Annotated in this window: 17 protein-coding genes, 2 tRNA genes and 1 other RNA gene; 8 read left to right on the top strand and 12 right to left on the bottom strand. The window is 58.7% G+C overall.

The genetic code is table 11. The annotated features are described in order from the left end of the window. Positions 1–5: 5 nt before the first annotated feature. The 4 genes from rutD to rutA are packed head-to-tail and all read right to left on the bottom strand — an operon-like array spanning position 6 to position 2,992. Complete coding sequence (rutD, locus tag IM284_RS06215; protein ID WP_047368262.1) at positions 6–806, bottom strand: pyrimidine utilization protein D; 801 nt, start codon at positions 804–806, stop codon at positions 6–8. A gap of 7 nt (positions 807–813) precedes the next feature. Next, a complete protein-coding gene (gene rutC, locus IM284_RS06210; RefSeq protein ID WP_041910550.1) occupies positions 814–1,200 on the bottom strand; it encodes a pyrimidine utilization protein C in 387 nt (128 codons plus the stop codon). A gap of 11 nt (positions 1,201–1,211) precedes the next feature. Next, a complete protein-coding gene (gene rutB, locus IM284_RS06205; RefSeq protein ID WP_047368263.1) occupies positions 1,212–1,901 on the bottom strand; it encodes a pyrimidine utilization protein B in 690 nt (229 codons plus the stop codon). After that, positions 1,901–2,992: a pyrimidine utilization protein A gene (gene rutA, locus IM284_RS06200; protein ID WP_041910549.1), complete on the bottom strand. Its 1,092-nt coding sequence runs from the start codon at positions 2,990–2,992 to the stop codon at positions 1,901–1,903. Before rutA ends, rutB begins: the two co-directional genes overlap by 1 nt. Positions 2,993–3,237: 245 nt before the next feature. Between rutA and rutR the strand changes: the two genes are divergently transcribed. Continuing rightward, positions 3,238–3,876, top strand: coding sequence for an HTH-type transcriptional regulator RutR (rutR, locus tag IM284_RS06195; RefSeq protein WP_028012659.1), 639 nt, complete (start codon positions 3,238–3,240; stop codon positions 3,874–3,876). On the opposite strand, the gene IM284_RS06190 is transcribed toward rutR, so the two are convergent. Both IM284_RS06190 and putA read right to left on the bottom strand, forming a co-directional pair. After that, on the bottom strand, positions 3,873–4,268 hold the full coding sequence (locus IM284_RS06190; protein WP_041910548.1) for a lysozyme inhibitor LprI family protein: 396 nt from the start codon (positions 4,266–4,268) through the stop codon (positions 3,873–3,875). The genes rutR and IM284_RS06190 overlap by 4 nt on opposite strands. 51 nt (positions 4,269–4,319) lie before the next feature. Then, complete coding sequence (putA, locus tag IM284_RS06185) at positions 4,320–8,282, bottom strand: trifunctional transcriptional regulator/proline dehydrogenase/L-glutamate gamma-semialdehyde dehydrogenase (RefSeq protein WP_047368264.1); 3,963 nt, start codon at positions 8,280–8,282, stop codon at positions 4,320–4,322. Between the two features lie 422 nt (positions 8,283–8,704). Here putA and putP point away from each other — a divergent pair, with 422 nt between their 5' ends. Both putP and IM284_RS06175 read left to right on the top strand, forming a co-directional pair. Beyond that, complete coding sequence (gene putP, locus IM284_RS06180; RefSeq protein ID WP_045261668.1) at positions 8,705–10,213, top strand: sodium/proline symporter PutP; 1,509 nt, start codon at positions 8,705–8,707, stop codon at positions 10,211–10,213. A 116-nt stretch (positions 10,214–10,329) separates the two neighbouring features. Continuing rightward, positions 10,330–10,749 (top strand): DUF3574 domain-containing protein, encoded by a 420-nt coding sequence (locus IM284_RS06175; RefSeq protein WP_047368265.1) that lies wholly within the window; start codon positions 10,330–10,332, stop codon positions 10,747–10,749. Between the two features lie 48 nt (positions 10,750–10,797). Here IM284_RS06175 and IM284_RS06170 read toward each other — a convergent pair whose 3' ends face one another. Then, positions 10,798–11,982 (bottom strand): NupC/NupG family nucleoside CNT transporter, encoded by a 1,185-nt coding sequence (locus IM284_RS06170; protein ID WP_047368266.1) that lies wholly within the window; start codon positions 11,980–11,982, stop codon positions 10,798–10,800. A gap of 251 nt (positions 11,983–12,233) precedes the next feature. On the opposite strand from IM284_RS06170, the gene efeU reads away from it, so the two are divergent. From efeU to phoH, 4 genes are all read left to right on the top strand, one after another. Then, positions 12,234–13,067 carry an iron uptake transporter permease EfeU gene (efeU, locus tag IM284_RS06165; RefSeq protein ID WP_028012665.1) on the top strand — a complete coding sequence of 278 codons (834 nt, stop codon included), beginning with the start codon at positions 12,234–12,236 and terminating at the stop codon, positions 13,065–13,067. A 40-nt stretch (positions 13,068–13,107) separates the two neighbouring features. Further along, a complete protein-coding gene (efeO, locus tag IM284_RS06160; RefSeq protein WP_028012666.1) occupies positions 13,108–14,235 on the top strand; it encodes an iron uptake system protein EfeO in 1,128 nt (375 codons plus the stop codon). A gap of 5 nt (positions 14,236–14,240) precedes the next feature. Beyond that, positions 14,241–15,524, top strand: coding sequence for an iron uptake transporter deferrochelatase/peroxidase subunit (gene efeB, locus IM284_RS06155; RefSeq protein ID WP_047368267.1), 1,284 nt, complete (start codon positions 14,241–14,243; stop codon positions 15,522–15,524). Between the two features lie 499 nt (positions 15,525–16,023). Beyond that, positions 16,024–16,812 (top strand): phosphate starvation-inducible protein PhoH, encoded by a 789-nt coding sequence (gene phoH / locus IM284_RS06150; RefSeq protein ID WP_024908976.1) that lies wholly within the window; start codon positions 16,024–16,026, stop codon positions 16,810–16,812. A 145-nt stretch (positions 16,813–16,957) separates the two neighbouring features. Here phoH and IM284_RS06145 read toward each other — a convergent pair. The 4 genes from IM284_RS06145 to IM284_RS06130 all read right to left on the bottom strand — a co-directional run bounded on the left by IM284_RS06145 (position 16,958) and on the right by IM284_RS06130 (position 18,922). Then, a non-coding RNA gene (locus IM284_RS06145) (RtT sRNA) lies at positions 16,958–17,095 on the bottom strand. A 43-nt stretch (positions 17,096–17,138) separates the two neighbouring features. After that, a tRNA-Ser gene (locus tag IM284_RS06140) sits at positions 17,139–17,226 on the bottom strand. A gap of 137 nt (positions 17,227–17,363) precedes the next feature. Then, positions 17,364–18,041 carry an isochorismatase family protein gene (locus IM284_RS06135; protein ID WP_193055755.1) on the bottom strand — a complete coding sequence of 226 codons (678 nt, stop codon included), beginning with the start codon at positions 18,039–18,041 and terminating at the stop codon, positions 17,364–17,366. A gap of 20 nt (positions 18,042–18,061) precedes the next feature. Then, positions 18,062–18,922, bottom strand: a complete 861-nt coding sequence (locus IM284_RS06130; RefSeq protein WP_047368269.1) for a pirin family protein — start codon at positions 18,920–18,922, stop codon at positions 18,062–18,064. 109 nt (positions 18,923–19,031) lie between these two features. Here IM284_RS06130 and IM284_RS06125 point away from each other — a divergent pair, with 109 nt between their 5' ends. After that, on the top strand, positions 19,032–19,937 hold the full coding sequence (locus IM284_RS06125) for a LysR family transcriptional regulator (RefSeq protein WP_028012669.1): 906 nt from the start codon (positions 19,032–19,034) through the stop codon (positions 19,935–19,937). 243 nt (positions 19,938–20,180) lie between these two features. Here IM284_RS06125 and IM284_RS06120 read toward each other — a convergent pair. Next, positions 20,181–20,268, bottom strand: a tRNA-Ser gene (locus IM284_RS06120). Positions 20,269–20,416: the final 148 nt, after the last annotated feature.

Here is a 20,416-nt window from a genome sequence, read left to right as displayed (position 1 = left end):
GCTCCTTATAAAGCGGGTTCAGGGCTGTGCAGCAGGCTGGCAAGCCCGTTCAGCAGCAGGGTGTTAAAGGTGTCCGGCTCGGTGACGTTGCAGGCATGTCCGCCCTGGCGCATGACCGTTTTGTGGGCGTGCGGGAGGGCGGCGTGCAGTTCAGCGGAACAGACGGACGGCACCAGCACGTCGTCGGCGGAACAGATAATGTGCACCGGGCAGCGAATGCGTGCGGACTGGCGGCGGAAGTCGGCTTTTTTCAGGGCGCTGAGCCTGAGCAGCAGGTTGGTTTTACCCTGGAAATGGGCCAGCGCCAGCGCTTCTTCGGCCTCCAGACGCGGCGCGCGGGCGGCCATCCAGTCTGCCGGGTAAAGAAACAGCGGCTGCGCCTCGACCCACGCCTGCGCGCCGCCGGAATGCAGCAGCCGCTCGCGAACGTCAAAACAGCGGCGGGTGTGGGCATTGAGGGTCAGCCAGCCATTGACGCACACCAGCGCGGTGAGGGCGTCGGGCCTGTCGAGGGCCAGTTGCAGGCCGACCAGCGCGCCGAGCGCGTGCCCGACGACGCTGTAGCGCGCAATGCCTGCGTCAGCCAGCGCCTGGGCGAGCTCGTCTGCCATCTGCGCAAGGCTGTAACCCTCCGGCAGGGTGTCGGGGTTATTGCCCGTTCCCCGCTGGTCATAGCACACCACCTGATACTCCGGCTCCAGCGCGGCCTGCTGGGGCAGCCAGTAGCTGCCGCTGCCGCCGAGACCGGAAATAAAGACCACCACGGGCGCACCCTCGTACGGCGGCGGCGAGACGGAAAGTTTCATGCCTGCCTCACTTCGCGATGTGCGCAACGGTGGCGATCTCAACCAGCGCGTCCTGTTTTACCAGCCCGCACTGAATGCAGAACCGCGCCGGTTTATCGCCGGGGAAGAACTCGGCGTAGATTTCGTTAATCGCGGCGTAGTTTTTCCAGTCGGTGATAAAGATGCTGTTGAAGGTCACGTCCTCCATGGTGCCACCCGCCGTTTCGATCACGGTTTTGATCGTCTCCAGCACGTGGCGGGTTTGCGCCTTTGGGTCGTTGATAAATACCACGTTGTTGTCTTTATCAAACGGCAGCGTGCCGGAGACATACACCACGCCGTCGGCGAGGGTGCCGGGGACAAACGGGGCGATGGGCGTGCTGGTGCCCGGCGGGATGATTACGGATTTCGGCATCGTGTGTCTCCTCAGGCGATACGGGCGAGCGGAGGATTCAGGGCGTCGCAGAAATCCGCAACGTTACTGACCCAGCCAAAAAAGGTTTCGATATTGAACAAAGCTGCCTTTTGGGCGAATTCCGGCCCGGCCTGATGGGTCGCGTCTTCCAGCACCACGCCGAAATACTCGAGGAAAAAGCCGTCGCGCAGGGTCGATTCCACGCAGACGTTGGTGGCAATGCCGGTGAACACCAGGTGGCGAATGCCCCGGCTGCGCAGCAGGCTGTCGAGCGGGGTGTTGAAAAAGCCGCTGTAGCGCGGTTTCGGCAGGACGATATCGCCCGCCTGCGGGACCAGCTCGTCCACCAGCTGATAATCCCAGCCGCCTTTGGCCAGCAGCTTGCCCTGCAGTTCGGGCCGCTTGCGCATGGTTTTCAGGGCGTTCGACTTGTGGAAGTTGGGCGAGCCGGGGCCGCCTGCCTCGACGTACTGGTCATCCCAGCCGTTCTGGAACCAGATGATGAGCATTCCCGCCGCGCGCGCGGCGGCGACGGCGGTTTTGATGTTCTCGATCACCGGCCTTGTGGCGGAGACGTCGAACCCCGCCAGATCCAGATAACCGCCCTGGCTGGCATAGGCGTTTTGCATGTCTACCACAATCAGCGCGCTCTGCTGCGGCGCAAAGGTGATGGCTTCCGGGCGAGCGTTTAAGGTCATCATTACGCCACCTCCTTCGTGACGGCAGGAATGTGGGCGCGGCACTGCATCAGCGGCTGGATGCGCTCGCCGAAGGTTTCCACGCCGGTGAGGAAATCATCGAAGGTCAGCAGGACGCCCTCCGCGCCGGGTACGGCCGCCACTTCGTCGAGCATCCTGGCAACGCTGGCATACGAGCCGACCAGCGTGCCCATGTTGATATTGACGGCGGAGGTCGGGTCGGCCATCTGGCGCACGTTGGTGTCTGCGCCGGAACGGGTGTCTTTCTGGCTCTGCTCGGTAAGCCAGCTCAGGGCTTCGTCGTCAGCGCCGTCCTTATACCGCTCCCATTTGGCGCGTGCGGCGTCGTCGGTTTCGTCGGCAATGACCATGAACAGCACGTACGAGCCCACGTCGCGCCCGGTTTTGTCGGCGGCCTCCTTCATGCGCGCGGCGGTCGGGGCGAAGGCGGCAGGGGTATTAACGCCTTTGCCGAAGCAGAAGTTAAAGTCGGCGTATTTCGCGGAGAATTCCATCCCCGCGTCGCTCTGCCCGGCGCAAATCACCTTCATCGGCACCGACGGCTGCGGGCTGACGCGGCAGTCGTTCATGGTAAAGAAGTCGCCTTTGAAGTCGCTTTTGCCGGTGCCCCACAGGTCGCGCAGGACCTGTACGTATTCGGTCAGGTAGTCGTAGCGACGGGAGAAGTAATCGTCGCCCGGCCAGAGTCCCATCTGCTCGTACTCCGGTTTTTGCCAGCCGGTGACCAGGTTAACGCCAAAGCGCCCGCCGGAGATGGAGTCGATGGTGGAGGCCATGCGTGCCACGATCGCGGGCGGAAGGGTGAGGGTGGCCGCGGTGGCGTAGATCTGGATCCGCGAGGTAACCGCTGCCAGCCCGGCCATCAGAGTGAAGGACTCCAGGTTGTGATCCCAGAATTCCGTTTTGCCGCCAAAGCCGCGCAGCTTGATCATCGAAAGCGCAAAGTCGAAATGGTAGTGCTCCGCTTTCTGCACGATGGCTTTGTTCAGCTCAAAGGTCGGCATGTACTGCGGTGCAGTGGTCGAGATAAGCCAGCCGTTGTTGCCGATGGGTACAAATACGCCAATTTTCATCACGAACCTCTCTTCATTACGTCGCAGGTGTAACGGTAGTTTTGCAAAGGCAATGCCAGTTTTGAAAACGCTTGTGTTATTAATGTGTTAATAAGAGGTTGGGGGATTGACGCCGCTAAATGTGGACTAAATGGTCAAAAACATTGCACAGAAAACAGGCACTCATGCGCGATGGGAGTGCAGAAGGTCGTGGCGAGGCGGGGGTTTTGCTATGCTGAGCGCAGGAAAGAAAATGGAGAGCGGAAATGACACAAGGCGCAGTGAAAACACCCGGAAAACGTTCGCAGGCGGTGAGCGCCAAGAAGCAGGCGATCCTTAGCGCCGCGCTGGAGACCTTTTCACAGTTTGGCATTCACGGCACGCGCCTGGAGCAGGTGGCGGAGCAGTCCGGGGTGTCTAAAACCAATCTGCTCTACTATTACCCGTCGAAAGAGGCGCTGTATGTGGCGGTGATGCAGCAGATCCTCGACATTTGGCTGGCGCCGCTCAAGGCATTTCGCGAAGAGCTGGCCCCGCTGGTGGCTATCGAGGAGTACATTCGCCTGAAGCTCGAGGTGTCGCGCGATTACCCGCAGGCGTCAAGGCTGTTTTGTCTTGAGATGCTGCAGGGTGCGCCGCTGCTACAGGCGGAACTGACGGGGGATTTAAAGCAGCTGGTGGACGATAAGTCGGCGATTATCGCCGGATGGGTTGCCAGCGGAAAGCTGGCCCCGGTCGACCCGCAGCACCTGATCTTTATGATTTGGGCCGCTACCCAGCATTACGCTGACTTTGCGGCCCAGGTCGAGGCGGTAACCGGTAAAACGCTCCAGGACGAGGCGTTTTTCCAGAGCACCCTCGAAAACGTGCAGCGGATGATTATCGAAGGGATCCGCGTGCGTTAATTGCCCGGCGGGAGAGGGCAGCTTAAGTCGCCCTCTTCACACTGCATCAGCGAGGCCAGAAACGCCTCGCGCTCCACGGTTTTTTCCGCCAGGCACTGGTTAACAATCATTGGCTGGACGCTCCCGCCTTCCGTCCCCGAACCGATAAACGCGCAGTCCGCGTCGCGTAGGGTAATCCACGCCTGTTGCGCTTTTTTCAGCAGGTCGCGCTGGGGGGCCGCCGCGCGTTTGATGGCGGCCTGGTAGGTCTGGTTGAGTTTTTTATCGGCTGCCTGGTACTGCTGCGCGCTACAGGTGTTCAGTTCAAGCTGCGTAGTGGCGTTGTCGCACTCGTTGGCCAGCGCGCTGGTGCTGAGCAGCAGTGCCGCACCGGCGATAAGATATCGTTTCATATACTCCCCAATAAAATAAGGCTCCGTCTCCGGAGCCTTATTAGCACAGCGTTAGCCGATTGTCATCAGGCTGGCGTTACCGCCCGCCGCCGCGGTGTTGACGCTGAGCGAGCGCTCCACGTACAGACGCTCCAGCAGCAGGTTGGTCTCTCCGCGGGCGAAGCCCTGCACGGAAACAATCGCCCCGCTGCGGGCCGCCACCTGCTCGCACAGCTCGCGCAGCTGGTCGGAATCACCGTGGTAGATCACCGCGTCAAACGGCTGGGTCAGCAGGGCATCGGCCTTCGCAAAGCGAATGCGGGCCGAGACCGCTTTCGGCAGCTGTTTGGCGAGATCGCGATGCAGCGCATCGTCCGGCCACAGCACTTCACACCCGGTGGCCATCGCGGCGGCCAGCTGTACCAGCGCGTCCTGCTCGTTATCCGCCACGCACAGTACGTGCTCGCGCGGCATCAGCGTCCAGGTGTTGCGCTCGCCGGTTGGCCCCGGTAGCAGACGCTGGGTACCGGCCTGCGCCAGCTCGCCGTACTGCTGCGCAATCGCACGCAGTTCAGGACGGTTATCAGCCCACTTAATCAGCGCCTCCAGCGGCTGGGTCAGCACGGCTTTCACCTGCGCGTCCACCGGATACTCCGCATCCTGACGCGCCAGGGTGACTCCCAGTGCGTTCTCAGGACGGTTCGCCAGCAGACGATACAGGTAGAGCGGGCCGCCCGCTTTCGGACCCGTACCGGAGAGGCCTTCGCCGCCGAACGGCTGCACGCCCACGACCGCGCCAACCATGTTGCGGTTGACGTACAGGTTGCCGACTTTGGCCGTGCCGGTGACCTGCGCAATGGTCTCGTCGATACGGGTATGCACGCCGAGCGTCAGGCCGTAGCCGGAGGCGTTGATCTGGTCGATAAGCGCGTTGAGGTTGTTACGGTTGTAACGCACCACGTGCAGCACCGGGCCGAAGACCTCTTTTTTCAGCTCGTCGAAGCTTGCCAGCTCAATCAGCGTAGGCGGCACGAAGGTGCCAGTCTGCCACTCGCGGGCATCTTCGCTGTTCTCGCGCACCGCCTGGAACACCGGACGGCCTTTGGCGCGCATGGCCTGAATGTGGTTCTCAATGTTGGCTTTGGCTTCCGCGTCGATCACCGGCCCGATGTCGGTGGTGAGACGGCCCGGGTTGCCCATGCGGCATTCCGCCATCGCGCCGCGCAGCATCTTCAGCGTGTGGTCAGCCACGTCATCCTGTAAGCACAGCACGCGCAGGGCGGAGCAGCGCTGACCCGCGCTGTCGAAGGCGGAGGCCAGCACGTCAACCACCACCTGCTCGGTGAGGGCGGAGGAGTCAACAATCATGGCGTTCATGCCGCCGGTTTCGGCGATAAGCGGGGTAGGACGACCCTGCGCATCCAGACGGGTGGCGATGTTGCGTTGCAGCAGGGAGGCCACTTCGGTCGAACCGGTAAACATCACGCCGCGAACGCGGTTATCGGAGGTGAGTTTGGCACCCACCGTTTCACCGCGCCCTGGCAGCAGTTGCACCACGCCCGCCGGAACGCCTGCTTCCAGAAGAATGTTGATGCCCTGGGCGGCAATCAGCGGGGTTTGCTCTGCCGGTTTCGCCAGCACGCTGTTGCCTGCGGCAAGGGCGGCGGCAATCTGGCCGGTGAAGATCGCCAGCGGGAAGTTCCACGGGCTGATACAGACCACCGGACCGAGCGGACGGTGCGTTTCGTTGTCGAAATCATCGCGCACCTGACCGGCGTAGTAGTGCAGGAAGTCGACCGCCTCACGCACTTCGGCGATGGCGTTGCTGAAGGTTTTCCCCGCCTCACGCACCAGAATGCCGATGAGCTGCTGCATCTGATCTTCCATCAGCACCGCGGCGCGTTCCAGAATGGCGGCACGCTCCTGCGGCGGGGTGGCAAACCAGATTGGTGCGTTATTCACCGCGCTCTCCAGCGCCTGTTCCACTTCCGCTTCGGTTGCTTCACGCGCGTAGCCGACGATGTCCTTCGGCTCTGCCGGGTTGATCACCGGCTGCATTTCACCGTCCTCAACGGACTGCTCAAGGATCGGTTTGGCCTGCCATTTCTGCAATGCGCTGTTGAGCAGGGCAGAGGAGAGCGACGCCAGACGGTGTTCGTTCGCCAGATCCAGGCCCGCCGAGTTGACGCGGCCCGCGCCGTACAGCTCGCGCGGCAGGGCAATTTTCGGATGCGGCAGACCAATCTGGCCTTCCTGCGCCGCCAGCTTCTCAACGGCCTGCACCGGATCGGCCACCAGTTCGTCGAGCGGCAGCGTGGTGTCTGCGATGCGGTTAACGAAGGAGGTGTTCGCCCCGTTCTCCAGCAGACGACGCACCAGGTACGCCAGCAGGGTTTCGTGGGTGCCCACCGGGGCATAGATACGGCACGGGCGGTTCAGCTTGCCGTCCGCCACTTTACCGGTGACCTGCTCGTACAGCGGTTCGCCCATGCCGTGCAGGCACTGGAACTCGTACTGGCCCGGATAATAGTTCTGCCCGGCCAGGCTGTAGATCGCCGCCAGGGTATGGGCGTTGTGGGTCGCGAACTGCGGATAAATCAGGTTCGGCACGCCGAGCAGTTTTTTCGCGCACGCGAGGTAAGAGACGTCGGTGTAGACCTTGCGGGTATAAACCGGATAGCCTTCCAGACCTTCCATCTGGGCGCGTTTGATTTCGCTGTCCCAGTAGGCGCCTTTCACCAGGCGGATCATCAGGCGGCGACGGCTGCGGCTGGCCAGGTCAATCAGGTAATCAATGACGAACGGACAGCGTTTCTGGTAGGCCTGAATAACGAAACCAATCCCGTTCCAGCCTGCCAGTTCCGGCTCGAAGCACAATTTTTCCAGCAGATCGAGGGAGATCTCCAGACGGTCAGCCTCTTCGGCGTCGATGTTGATGCCGATATCATACTGGCGCGCCAGCAGGGTCAGGGACTTCAGGCGCGGATAGAGCTCTTCCATCACCCGGTCGTACTGCGCGCGGCTGTAGCGCGGGTGCAGTGCGGAGAGCTTAATAGAGATGCCCGGGCCTTCATAAATACCGCGACCGTTGGACGCTTTACCGATGGCGTGGATCGCCTGCTGGTAAGAGACCATGTAGGCCTGCGCGTCGGCGGCGGTGAGCGCCGCTTCACCCAGCATGTCGTAGGAGTAGCGGAAACCTTTGTCTTCAAGCTTGCGGGCGTTCGCCAGCGCTTCGGCAATGGTTTCCCCGGTGACGAACTGCTCGCCCATCAGGCGCATCGCCATGTCCACGCCCTTGCGGATCAGCGGCTCGCCGCTCTTGCCGATAATGCGGTTCAGAGAGCGTGACAGGTTGGCTTCGTTATGGGTGGAGACCAGCTTGCCGGTAAACAGCAGACCCCAGGTGGCGGCGTTGACGAACAGCGACGGGCTGCGGCCAATGTGGGAGTGCCAGTTGCCGTTGCTGATCTTGTCGCGGATCAGCGCGTCGCGGGTAGCTTTATCCGGAATACGCAGCAGCGCTTCCGCCAGGCACATCAGCGCCACGCCTTCCTGCGAGGAGAGGGAGAACTCCTGCAACAGGCCCTGCACCATCCCGGCGCGGCCGGTGGCGGTTTTCTGGTTGCGCAGCTTGTCGGCTAACTGATACGCCAGGCTGTGCGCCTGGGCGGCAATGGCTTCCGGCAGGCGGGCCTGCTCCAGCAGCATCGGCACGGCGTCGGTTTCGGCGCGGCGGTAAGCCCCGGTAATGGCGGCGCGGCTGACGGACTGCGGCAGGATCTGCTCGGCAAATTCGAGGAACGGCTGGTGGTTTTCTTCCACCGCCGTCGCGGCGTCTTCGCTTTCGTTCGCTGCGCCCGCCAGCAGGGCAGGCAGCTCCGGCAGGCCGTCTTCACTCTCCAGCCTTTCCAGATAGTTAAAAATCGCCTGCTTGATTAACCAGTGCGGTGTGCGGTCAATGCGGGTTGCTGCGGTCTTAATCCGTTCGCGGGTCGCGTCATCCAGCTTAACCCCCATGGTGGTCATCCCCATGCCAAAACTCCTGTTGTTCTGTAATTGCGTTCTGTTGATAGCGTGAAATATCCACCATGTTGCAACTTTGTGCAACCGTGTTAAATGTGACCTGGTTTGCAAGCTAGAAAATGAATGGATTGTTAACGAATAGTTAGCTGGAAAAAAGCGCTGGCTTCTGCATGCGAAGCCTGTTTTTATGCGGTGCTTAACACTTTTCAAAGGTGCAACCCATATAAATGTGAGCGAGTGCAACCTATAGGAAAGACGTATAAAACCAGGGATGAAATTCATGTAAATGCAGTGTTAAATCGTTTGTCAGTGGGGAGCGTATACGGCAGGATAGCGCGCCCAACGGAAACACATACACACATCACTACGTTCCGGTGATGACATAACAAGGCAACCCGGACGGTTGTCGCTCGACATTTTGGAGAATTTGAATGGCTATTAGCACACCGATGCTGGTGACATTTCTCGTTTATATTTTTGGCATGATCCTGATAGGGTTTTTGGCATGGCGTTCCACTAAAAACTTTGACGACTACATCCTTGGCGGGCGCAGCTTAGGCCCAATGGTCACCGCGCTCTCTGCGGGCGCATCCGACATGAGCGGCTGGCTGCTGATGGGGCTGCCGGGCGCGATTTTCATCTCTGGTATTTCCGAAAGCTGGATCGCCATCGGCCTGACCGTCGGCGCGTGGATCAACTGGAAGCTGGTGGCAGGCCGTCTGCGCGTACACACCGAAGCCAACAACAACGCCCTGACGCTGCCGGATTACTTCACCGGACGCTTTGAAGATAACAGCCGCATTCTGCGCATTATCTCCGCGGTGGTGATCCTGCTGTTCTTCACCATCTACTGCGCATCCGGCATCGTGGCGGGTGCGCGACTGTTCGAAAGCACCTTCGGCATGAGCTATGAAACCGCCCTGTGGGCCGGTGCCGCGGCAACCATCCTCTATACCTTCGTGGGCGGGTTCCTGGCAGTAAGCTGGACCGACACCGTGCAGGCGAGCCTGATGATCTTCGCCCTGATCCTGACCCCGGTGATTGTGATTTTCACCGTTGGCGGCTTTGGCGATTCACTGGAAGTTATCAAGCAGAAGAGCATCGAAAACGTCGATATGCTGAAAGGGCTGAACTTTGTCGCCATCGTCTCCCTGATGGGCTGGGGGCTGGGCTACTTCGGTCAGCCGCACATTCTGGCGCGCTTTATGGCGGCGGATTCTCACCACACCATCGTTCACGCGCGTCGCATCAGCATGACGTGGATGATCCTGTGTCTGGCGGGCGCGTGTGCGGTCGGCTTCTTCGGTATCGCCTACTTCAGCAATAACCCGGCGCAGGCGGGCGCGGTGAACCAGAACGCCGAGCGCGTGTTCATCGAGCTGGCGCAGATTCTGTTTAACCCGTGGATTGCCGGTATCCTGCTCTCCGCGATCCTGGCGGCGGTGATGTCCACCCTGAGCTGTCAGCTGCTGGTTTGCTCCAGTGCAATCACCGAAGACCTCTACAAGGCCTTCCTGCGTAAAAATGCGAGCCAGAAAGAGCTGGTGTGGGTAGGGCGCTTTATGGTGCTGGTGGTGGCGCTGGTAGCCATTGCGCTGGCAGCCAACCCGGAAAACCGCGTGCTGGGTCTCGTGAGCTACGCGTGGGCGGGCTTCGGTGCCGCGTTTGGGCCGGTGGTGCTGTTCTCCGTCATGTGGTCACGCATGACCCGCAACGGCGCGCTGGCGGGGATGATCATCGGTGCGGTGACTGTCATCGTCTGGAAGCAGTTCGCGTGGCTGGGCCTGTACGAAATCATTCCGGGCTTCATCTTCGGCAGCATCGGTATTGTGGTGTTCAGCCTGCTGGGTAAAGCGCCGTCTGCCTCTATGCAGAAGCGCTTTGCGGAAGCGGATGCGCACTACCACACTGCGCCGCCGACTAAGCTTCAGGCAGAATAATTTTCTCACGCAGTACCGTAGGCCGGGTAAGCGCAAGCGCCACCCGGCTTTTTTCTTGCCAAAATCCGTATTTTCCTGTGATATCCATGTGCTTATAACAATGAGGATAGCGACACATGACCATCAAAACAGGGGTAATGGCAGCGGCATTATTGATGCTGGCGGGCTGCAACGCGCCATCGCAACATGCGGCGGTGGAGACCTGCAAAGCGGATAACCAGATGCAGCAGACCACGCTCTATTTTGGCTTGAATCGCCCGGCAGGGGCGCAGATTACCGGCAGCGAGTGGCAGCAGTTTGTTGACCAGGACGTGACGCCGCGTTTTCGCGATGGCTTAACGGTGTTTGATGCGCGCGGGCAGTGGCTGGGGAACGACGGGAAAGTGGCGCGTGAATCCAGCAAAGCGTTAATGCTGATCCACGGTAAAGATGCGCAGAGCGAGAAGAACATCGAAGCATTGCGCGGGATCTATAAGTCTCGTTTCGCGCAGGAATCGGTGATGCGGGTCGACCAGCCGGTGTGCGTACAGTTTTAATAAAAAACGGCGGGATAACCCGCCGTTGTTGTTTTGTAGCAAAGCAATTTACAGCACTAATCCCGCAAAGCTCGCCGACAGCAGGCTCACCAGCGTCGCACCGTATACCAGGCGCAGACCAAACCGCGACACCACGTTGCCCTGCTGCTCGTTCAGCCCCTTAATCGCCCCGGCGACGATGCCGATGGAGGCGAAGTTAGCGAACGAGACGAGGAAGACGGACAAAATACCCAGCCCGCGCGGTGACATTTCATGAGCAATTTTTTGCAGCTCAATCATCGCTACAAATTCATTCGCCACCAGCTTGGTTGCCATAATGCTGCCCGCGTTTAACGCATCGCTGAGCGGAATCCCGATAAGCCACGCCAGCGGATAAAACACATAGCCCAGGATCTGCTGGAAGCTCATGCCGAATACGCTGGAGAAGAGGGCGTTAACGGCGCTGATGAGGGCGATAAAGCCAATCAGCATCGCCAGAATAATCATCGCCACCTTAAAACCGGCCAGAATATACTCGCCCAGCATTTCAAAGAAGCTCTGGGATTCATGCAGTTTTTCCAGCTTGATATCCGGCTCGGCTTCCGGACGTACCGGGTTAATGACCGAGAGAATAATAAAGGTGCTGAACATGTTCAGGATCAGCGCGGCAACGACAAATTTGGCGTCGAGCATGGTCATATAGGCACCGACAATCGACAGGGAGACCGTCGACATGGCCGTGGCCGCCATGGTAAACAGACGACGCGAGGAGAGATCCCCCAGCACGCCTTTATAGGCAATGAAGTTTTCCGACTGGCCGAGGATCAGCGAGCTCACCGCGTTGAACGATTCCAGCTTGCCCATGCCGTTCAGTTTTGACAGCAGCGTCCCGATGATTCGAATAAAAATCGGCAGGATCCGCCAGTGCTGGAGAATACCAATCAGTGCGGAAATAAAAATAATCGGACACAGCACGCCGAGGAAAATAAACGCCAGCCCTTTTTCTCCCATTCCGCCAAAGACGAAATTCGTCCCTTCCGAGGCAAATTTCAGCAGTGACTCAAAGAAGCCGGAAACGTATTTAATCAGGAATAGCCCGCTTTCGGCGTGCAGGAAAAAGAACGCCAGGGCAATTTCAATAACAATCAGCTGTAAAACATAACGAATGCGAATTTTTCGGCGGTCGAAACTCACCAGCCAGGCAAGCGCAAGAATAATCACCAGCGCCAGCAGGAAATGGACAATCTTAAACATGGGATATTTTCGGTTGGTTTTTGAGGCGGATATTTAGCCACAGCACTGGTTAACCGTAAATGGGCATTTTTATTATAACTTATAAACTTAACGGTAACGGCGGCAACTATTAACAGGCTTTGCGTTTACAACTCGTCATCAAATCACCACACATTTCGCTTGTGTTTCCTTTCGCCGTAATGATAATCACTATCACAAGAATTTACCTTTCTTTGCATCAGTTGACCGCGATAAACATTTAAGGTGTCGGCATGTTTGTTCCATTTCTCATTATGTTACGTGAAGGCCTTGAAGCGGCCCTGATTGTCAGCCTTATCGCCAGCTATCTGAAGCGCACCCAGCGTGGGCGCTGGATTGGCGTGATGTGGGTTGGCGTATTCCTTGCCGCGGCGCTCTGCCTGGGCTTAGGTATCCTCATCAATGAAACCACCGGCGAATTCCCGCAGAAAGAGCAGGAGCTGTTTGAAGGTATCGTCGCCGTGATTGCGGTGTTTATCCTGACGTGGATGGTCTTCTGGATGCGCAAAGTTTCCCGCAACGTGAAGGTGCAGCTTGAGCAGGCGGTGGATAACGCCCTGCAGAAGGGGAATCACCACGGCTGGGCGCTGATCATGATGGTCTTTTTCGCCGTGGCGCGCGAGGGTCTGGAATCGGTTTTCTTCCTGCTGGCGGCATTCCAGCAGGACGTGGGCATCTGGCCGCCGCTGGGCGCCATGCTCGGTCTGGCAACGGCGGTGGTGCTGGGCTTTCTGCTCTACTGGGGCGGCATTCGCCTCAACCTGGGCGCCTTCTTTAAGTGGACCAGCCTGTTCATTCTGCTGGTGGCCGCGGGGCTGGCGGCAGGGGCGATCCGCGCCTTCCACGAGGCGGGCCTGTGGAACCACTTCCAGGACGTAGCGTTCGATCTTAGCAACGTTCTCTCCACCCATTCACTGACCGGCACCCTGCTCGAAGGCATCTTCGGCTACCAGGAAACGCCGAGCGTCAGCGAAGTGGCGATGTACTTTATCTATCTGGTTCCGGCGCTGGTGCTGTTCGCGATGCCGCCGCGTACCGGCTCGCAGGCGTCGCGCGTTGCGCCGTAATTATTGTTTTAGTTACAACATACTTTTTAAGGGAAGAGTCATGGCAATTCAGTTTCGTCGTAGTGCATTGTGCGCAGGCATTGCCGCGCTGTTCGCTTCTGCATTCGCTGCGCAGGCTGCGGATATTCCGCAGGTAAAAGTCACCGTTAACGATAAGCAGTGCGAGCCGATGACCATCACGGTTAACAGCGGTAAAACCCAGTTTATCATTCAGAACCACAGCCAGAAGGCGCTGGAGTGGGAGATCCTCAAAGGCGTGATGGTGGTGGAAGAGCGCGAGAACATCGCGCCGGGCTTCAGCCAGAAGATGACCGCCAACCTGCAGCCGGGTGAATACGACATGACCTGCGGCCTGCTGACCAACCCTAAAGGCAAGCTGATCGTCAAAGGTGCAGCGACGGCGGACGCGGCCAAAGGCACGGCCCTGCTGAGCCTGGGCGACGCTATCACCGCCTATAAAGCCTACGTCACCAAAGAGACGGCGGACCTGGTCACGGGTACCAAAGCCTTCACCGACGCCGTGAAAGCGGGCGATATCGAAAAAGCGAAATCCCTGTACGCGCCAACCCGTCAGCACTACGAGCGCATCGAGCCGATTGCCGAGCTGTTCTCTGACCTCGACGGTAGCATTGATGCCCGCGAAGATGACTACGAGCAGAAGGCCGCCGATCCGAAATTCACCGGCTTCCACCGTCTGGAAAAAGCCCTGTTTGGCGATAACTCCACCAAAGGAATGGAGAAATACGCCGGGCAGCTGAACACCGACGTGCTGGAGCTGCAAAAGCGCATCAGCGAGCTGGCCTTCCCGCCGTCGAAGGTGGTGGGCGGCGCGGCCGGTCTGATTGAAGAAGTGGCCGCGAGCAAAATCAGCGGTGAAGAAGATCGCTACAGCCACACCGACCTGTGGGACTTCCAGGCCAACGTCGACGGTGCGCAGAAGATTGTCGAGCTGCTGCGTCCTCAGCTTCAGAAAGAGAACGGCGAACTGCTGGCGAAAGTGGATGCCAACTTCAAAAAGGTCGATACCATCCTGGCCAAGTACCGTACCAAAGACGGGTTCGAAACCTACGACAAGCTGACCGACGCCGACCGTAACGCGCTGAAAGGCCCGATTACGACGCTGGCGGAAGATCTCTCCCTGCTGCGCGGCGTACTGGGTCTGGACTAAGCACGATGAACAAGCACGAAGAATTCGACGTGGCGGAACCTTCCCGACGTCGTTTGTTAAAAGGGGTAGGGGCGCTGGGCGGCGCGTTTGCCCTGGCGGGAGGTTGCCCGGTGGCGCATGCGGCGAAATCGCAGAGCGCGCCCGGTACGCTCTCGCCGGATGCCCGGATGGAGACCCAGCCGTTTTATGGCGCGCACCAGGCGGGTATTCTCACGCCGCAGCAAGCTTCCATGATGCTGGTGGCCTTTGATTCGCTGGCCAGCGATAAGGCGGATCTGGAGCGTCTGTTCCGCCTGCTGACGGCGCGCATCGCGTTTCTTACCGCGGGCGGGCCGGCACCGGATACGCCGAACCCGCGCCTGCCGCCGATGGATTCCGGTATCCTCGGGGCGTTTATCGCGCCGGATAACCTGACCATTACCGTGTCGGTAGGGGAGTCGCTGTTTGACGGCCGCTACGGCCTGGCAAAACAGAAGCCGAACGCGCTGCAGAAGATGACGCGCTTCCCGAATGACTCCCTCGACGCGGCGCTGTGCCACGGCGATCTGCTCCTGCAGATTTGTGCCAATACCCAGGACACGGTGATCCACGCCCTGCGCGATATCATCAAGCACACGCCGGATCTGCTGAGCGTGCGCTGGAAGCGGGAAGGGTTTATCTCTGACCACGCCGCCCGCAGCAAAGGCAAAGAGACGCCGGTTAACCTGCTGGGCTTTAAGGACGGCACGGCCAACCCGGACAGCAGCGATGCGGCGCTGATGAAAGACGTGGTGTGGGTGACGGCAGATCAGGGGGAACCCGCATGGGCGGTGGGCGGCAGCTACCAGGCTGTGCGTATTATTCAGTTCCACGTGGAGTTCTGGGACCGCACGCCGTTGAAAGAGCAGCAGACGATTTTTGGCCGCGACAAGCAGAGCGGGGCGCCGCTGGGCATGAAGCACGAGCATGATGTGCCGGACTACGCGAACGACCCGGATGGCGACGTTATCGCGCTCGACAGCCATATTCGCCTTGCCAACCCGCGCACCAAAGAGACGCAGTCCAGCCTGATGATGCGCCGTGGCTACAGCTATTCGCTGGGCGTGACCAATTCCGGCCAGCTTGATATGGGGCTGCTGTTCGTCTGCTATCAGCACGATCTGGAGAAAGGCTTCCTGACCGTGCAGAAGCGGTTAAACGGCGAAGCGCTGGAAGAGTACATTAAGCCCATCGGCGGCGGCTATTTCTTTGCCCTGCCCGGCGCGCGCGATGCTGGCGCGTATCTCGCACAAGGTCTGATGGAAGCCTGATAATCGTCCCTGTGATAGTTCGCGGGGACATTATTTTTTCATATGACTATCTTATTGTTATATTTCTGTAATATTCATATATAAGACTGATTCCGCTGCAGGAACAGTCTTAAAAGTTGCATTCAGGTAAAATAAATGTTGCATTTATGATAACTCCTGATGTACTTAAGATAAGACAGCGGTAGTTCCCGGCAGTGATGCTGAATCACTATGGAGATCGCGAATGGTTGCGTCCTGTACTGGACAAGGTAAACATAACAACCGCAGCACCCGGCGCGGAGGCTCAGACTCCGGCAGCGATTTCCTCACCACTAAATTCTCCCCCACATCTCAAGAACCTGATTCGACCGACGTGCAGACCGGTGCGCGTAGCCGTTCTGTATCGTCATCTGATAAAGCAAGCAATGGCTTACAAGGAAGCCAACCCTCTGATGTTCGTGCGCATAATCGTGCCGAAGCTGGCGCGTGTGATGAATACCAACAACTCAAGGTGCTATCCATGGGAAGACAAAAAGCAGTGATCAAAGCTCGTCGCGAAGCAAAACGTGTGCTGAGACGGGACTCACGTAGCCATAAACAGCGTGAAGAAGAATCGGTCACCTCGCTTGTGCAGATGAGTGGCGTAGAAGCAATTGGCATGGCCAGAGACAGCCGTGATAATTCTCCAATTGTGGCGCGCAATGAGGCTCAGGCGCACTACCTGAATGCTATCGAGAGTAAACAGCTCATCTTTGCAACCGGTGAAGCCGGATGCGGGAAAACCTGGATCAGTGCAGCCAAAGCAGCGGAAGCGCTGATCCATAAGGACGTGGAGCGCATTATTGTTACCCGTCCTGTACTGCAAGCTGATGAAGATCTCGGCTTCCTGCCCGGCGATATTTCGGAGAAGTTTGCTCCATACTTCAGGCCCGTCTATGACGTGCTGGTGAAGCGACTGGGTGCATCCTTTATGCAGTACTGCCTGCGACCAGAGATTGGCAAGGTGGAAATCGCGCCGTTCGCCTATATGCGCGGACGTACATTTGAAAATGCGGTTGTTATTCTCGACGAGGCTCAGAACGTGACCGCTGCGCAAATGAAGATGTTTTTAACGCGCCTCGGGGAGAACGTGACGGTTATCGTTAACGGCGATATTACCCAGTGTGACCTGCCGTCCGGCGTGAAGTCCGGACTGAGCGACGCCATGTCACGTTTTGAGGAAGATGAGATGATTGGGGTGGTACGCTTCACCAAAGAGGACTGCGTGCGTTCGGCGCTCTGTCAGCGCACGCTGCAAGCGTATTACTGAGTTTGCTGTTGTGTTCAAGGCCCGGGAAACCGGGCTTTGTTTTATGTGCAGGCATAAAGAGCGCAGGGAGTCTCAAGGTTCGAATCCCCAGGTGCGATCCAAAAGAAAAAAGCCCGTACTTTCGTACGAGCTCTCATCTCAAATATGGCGGTGAGGGGGGGATTGACTCGCTTCGCTCGCCCTGCGGGCAGCCTGTTCGCTGCGCTCTCAGTCTGTCCAACTGGCTTTCGCCAGTTGTCGAACCCCGGTCGGGGGTTCTCATCCCCCCACAGGCGTGCAATATGCAAAAAAAAGCCCGCATTTTCATGCGAGCTCTTCTTAAAATATGGCGGTGAGGGGGGGATTCGAACCCCCGATACGTTGCCGTATACACACTTTCCAGGCGTGCTCCTTCAGCCACTCGGACACCTCACCATATTGTTTTGCTGCCTGACCGCTTGGGGGGCAACGGGGCGCTACTATAGGGAGTTGCGCGAAAGCGGTCAAGCAGATTTTCTGCATTCGTGCTTGTTCGGTTAAGCCTTAATCAGCTTATGTCGTACAGCGCAGGATTAACGCTGCGAATCGAGCACTTCGCTGTTTTTCACCACCTCCTGCGCTTTGCCGTAGCTTTCGATCAGCAACTGGTAGGCCGGGAAGATGTGGGTGTATACTTCAGCCCATTCAGCCGCATCTTCACGGTTCCAGGTTCGCTGGATCTCAGAGGCCACAGCGGCGGTATCCATCGGCACCACGCCTGCCTGGACCACGCGGGCCAGGGTGATCTCCTGCGCCATTTTGCTGTAGGTGCCGGAGGCATCAATCACCGCAAACACTTTATATCCGTCCGCCACCGCGCTGATGGACGGGAAGGCCATGCAGACGCTGGTGATCGTGCCTGCAATAATTAACGTCTTGCGACCGGTAGCTTTTATCGCCGCCACGAATTCCGGGTTATCCCAGGCGTTGATCTCACCTTTGCGGGCCACATACTGCGCATGCGGCGCGTTGGCGTGGATCTCCGGGATAAGCGGGCCGTTCGGTCCCTGTGGAACGGAGGCGGAGGTGATCACCGGGATCTTCGCCAGCGTGGCGATCTTTGCCAGCGCCGCCGCACGGGCGCGCAGCTCCGGCATGGGCATGTCGCCGACGGTCTGGAACAGCCCGCTCTGGTGGTCGATAAGCAGCATGACGGCATCATTTACGTCAATGACGGGACGTGCACCGTTGAAGTTTGCAGGGGTAGACATATTGCGCTCCTTAATTACGTTCAGATCTGGCCAAAGCGGCCGGAGTTGAAATCACGAATGGCTTCCGCGATCTCGGTTTTACTGTTCATCACAAACGGGCCGTAGCCCACAATCGGTTCATTCAGCGGCTCACCGGCCATCAGCAGCAATTTCGCGTCGCTGTTCGCTTCCAGATGCAGCTTTTCACCGCTCTGACTTAGCACAACCAGCTGCGCTTCACCCGCTGGCGTGGTGCCGTTCACCGTTACGCTGCCCTCAAGTACCACCAGCGCCGTGCTCCAGCCTTCGGGCTGGTTGAGCGTCAGATGGCTGCCCTGGTTAAGCGCGATGTCCCAGACGTTCAGCGGTGAGAAGGTATGGGCCGGGCCCGTCACGTCCTCAAGGCGACCGGCGATGACCCGCAGCGTGCCGCTGTTATCCGGCAGCGTGACCACCGGGATATCCGCTTTGATGATGCTCTGGTAGCCGGGCGTCGCCATTTTGTCTTTGGCGGGCAGGTTGACCCACAGCTGCATCATTTTTAGTTCACCGCCTTTCTGCGCGAAGGCGCTGGAGTGGAACTCCTCGTGCAGGATGCCTGCGCCCGCCGTCATCCACTGCACGTCGCCGGGGCCAATAATGCCGCCTCTGCCGGTGGAGTCGCGATGCTCCACTTCGCCGGCGTAAACGATGGTCACCGTTTCAAAGCCGCGATGAGGATGCTCGCCCACGCCGCGTTTCGCGCCGTCCGCCGGGAAGGTGTACGGTCCGGCATAGTCCAGCAGCAGAAACGGGCTCAGCGGCTCGCCGTGCGTCTGGTAAGAAAACATTGAACGAACCGGGAAACCGTCACCGACCCAGTGCGGACGAGGTGCGGTATAAACGCCTGTTACGTTTTTCATGATGTACTCCTGATGTTCTGTTGATGTAATTAGCTTATATTCAGGGTTAATATCCCGGTAGATAGTGAAAATGACATTCACTGTTCTGAATATGGAACGATGAGGGCGTATGCAGGATCTCAATGATTTCGCGTGGTTTGTGAAGGTGGTGGACCATGGTGGATTTGCGGCGGCGGGTCGGGCGCTCGATCAGCCCAAGTCAAAACTGAGCCGCCGGATTGCCCAGCTGGAAGAGCGCCTTGGCGTGCGGTTGATCCAGCGCACCACCCGGCAGTTTACGGTGACGGAAGTGGGGCAGACGTTCTATCAGCACTGTAAAGCCATGCTGGTAGAGGCCGAAGCTGCGGAAGAGGCGGTGGCGGCGTTGCAGGCCGAGCCACGCGGCGTGGTCAGGATCACCTGTCCGGTCACCTTGCTGCACGTGCACGTGGGTCCCATGCTGGCACGGTTTATGGCGCGCTATCCGGGGATCAATCTTCAGCTTGAGGCCACCAACCGACGGGTCGATCTGGTGGGCGAGGGCATTGACGTGGCGATCCGCGTTCGTCCACGTCCGTTTGATGACAGCGACCTGGTGTTAAGAGTGCTGGCAGACAGGGGACACTGCCTGGTGGCGAGCCCTGCACTGATTGAGCGGATGGGTCACCCTGCCGTGCCCTCTGAGCTGAGCGAGTGGCCGGGTTTGAGCATGGGGGTGGGAAAGCAGCTGCACAGATGGGAGCTGAGCGGGCCGGAGGGAGCGAAAGCCGCGATTCATTACACGCCGCGCTTTATTACCACCGACATGCTGGCGCTGCGTGAAGCGGCGATGGCGGGGGTGGGCGTGGTGCAGTTGCCGATTTTGATGGTCAAGGATCAGCTGGCATCCGGGGAACTGGTAAGGGTGCTGGACGCATGGGAACCCCGACGGGAAGTGATTCACGCTGTTTATCCTTCCAGGCGAGGTTTGCTGCCGTCCGTCAGAACGCTGGTGGATTTTCTTACTGAAGAGTATGCGCGGATGGTGGAGGAGTAACGATCCCCTCGCCCTTTTGGGGAGAGGGTTAGGCTGAGGCGCTCAGGCTGCACCGAGCTGAATATAGCACCGGGGGGGATTGACTCGCTTCGCTCGCCCTGCGGGCAGCCTGTTCGCTTTGCTTACAGTCTGTCCAACTGGCTGCGCCAGTTGTCGAACCCCGGTCGGGGGTTCTCATCCCCCCGCAGGCGTGCAACATGCGAAAAAAAAGCCCGCATTTTCATGCGAGCTCTTCTTAAAATATGGCGGTGAGGGGGGGATTCGAACCCCCGATACGTTGCCGTATACACACTTTCCAGGCGTGCTCCTTCAGCCACTCGGACACCTCACCATATTGTCATCCCGTTGTTGCTGGGACGGGCGCTAATGTAAGGAAAAGCCGAACTGCCGTCAACCCACTTTTTCAGTAATTTAGCGCGTTTAGACAAACTTCAGGCAACATGATTCTTAAATGTGCTGAAAGCGTCTTTTTTATCAAC

The sequence above is a fragment of the Enterobacter cloacae complex sp. P12RS genome (genome assembly GCF_014895875.1).
Lineage (GTDB): Bacteria > Pseudomonadota > Gammaproteobacteria > Enterobacterales > Enterobacteriaceae > Enterobacter > Enterobacter bugandensis.
Note: the sequence above shows the minus strand (reverse complement) of the source record. Positions and strands in the feature narration are given on the sequence as shown.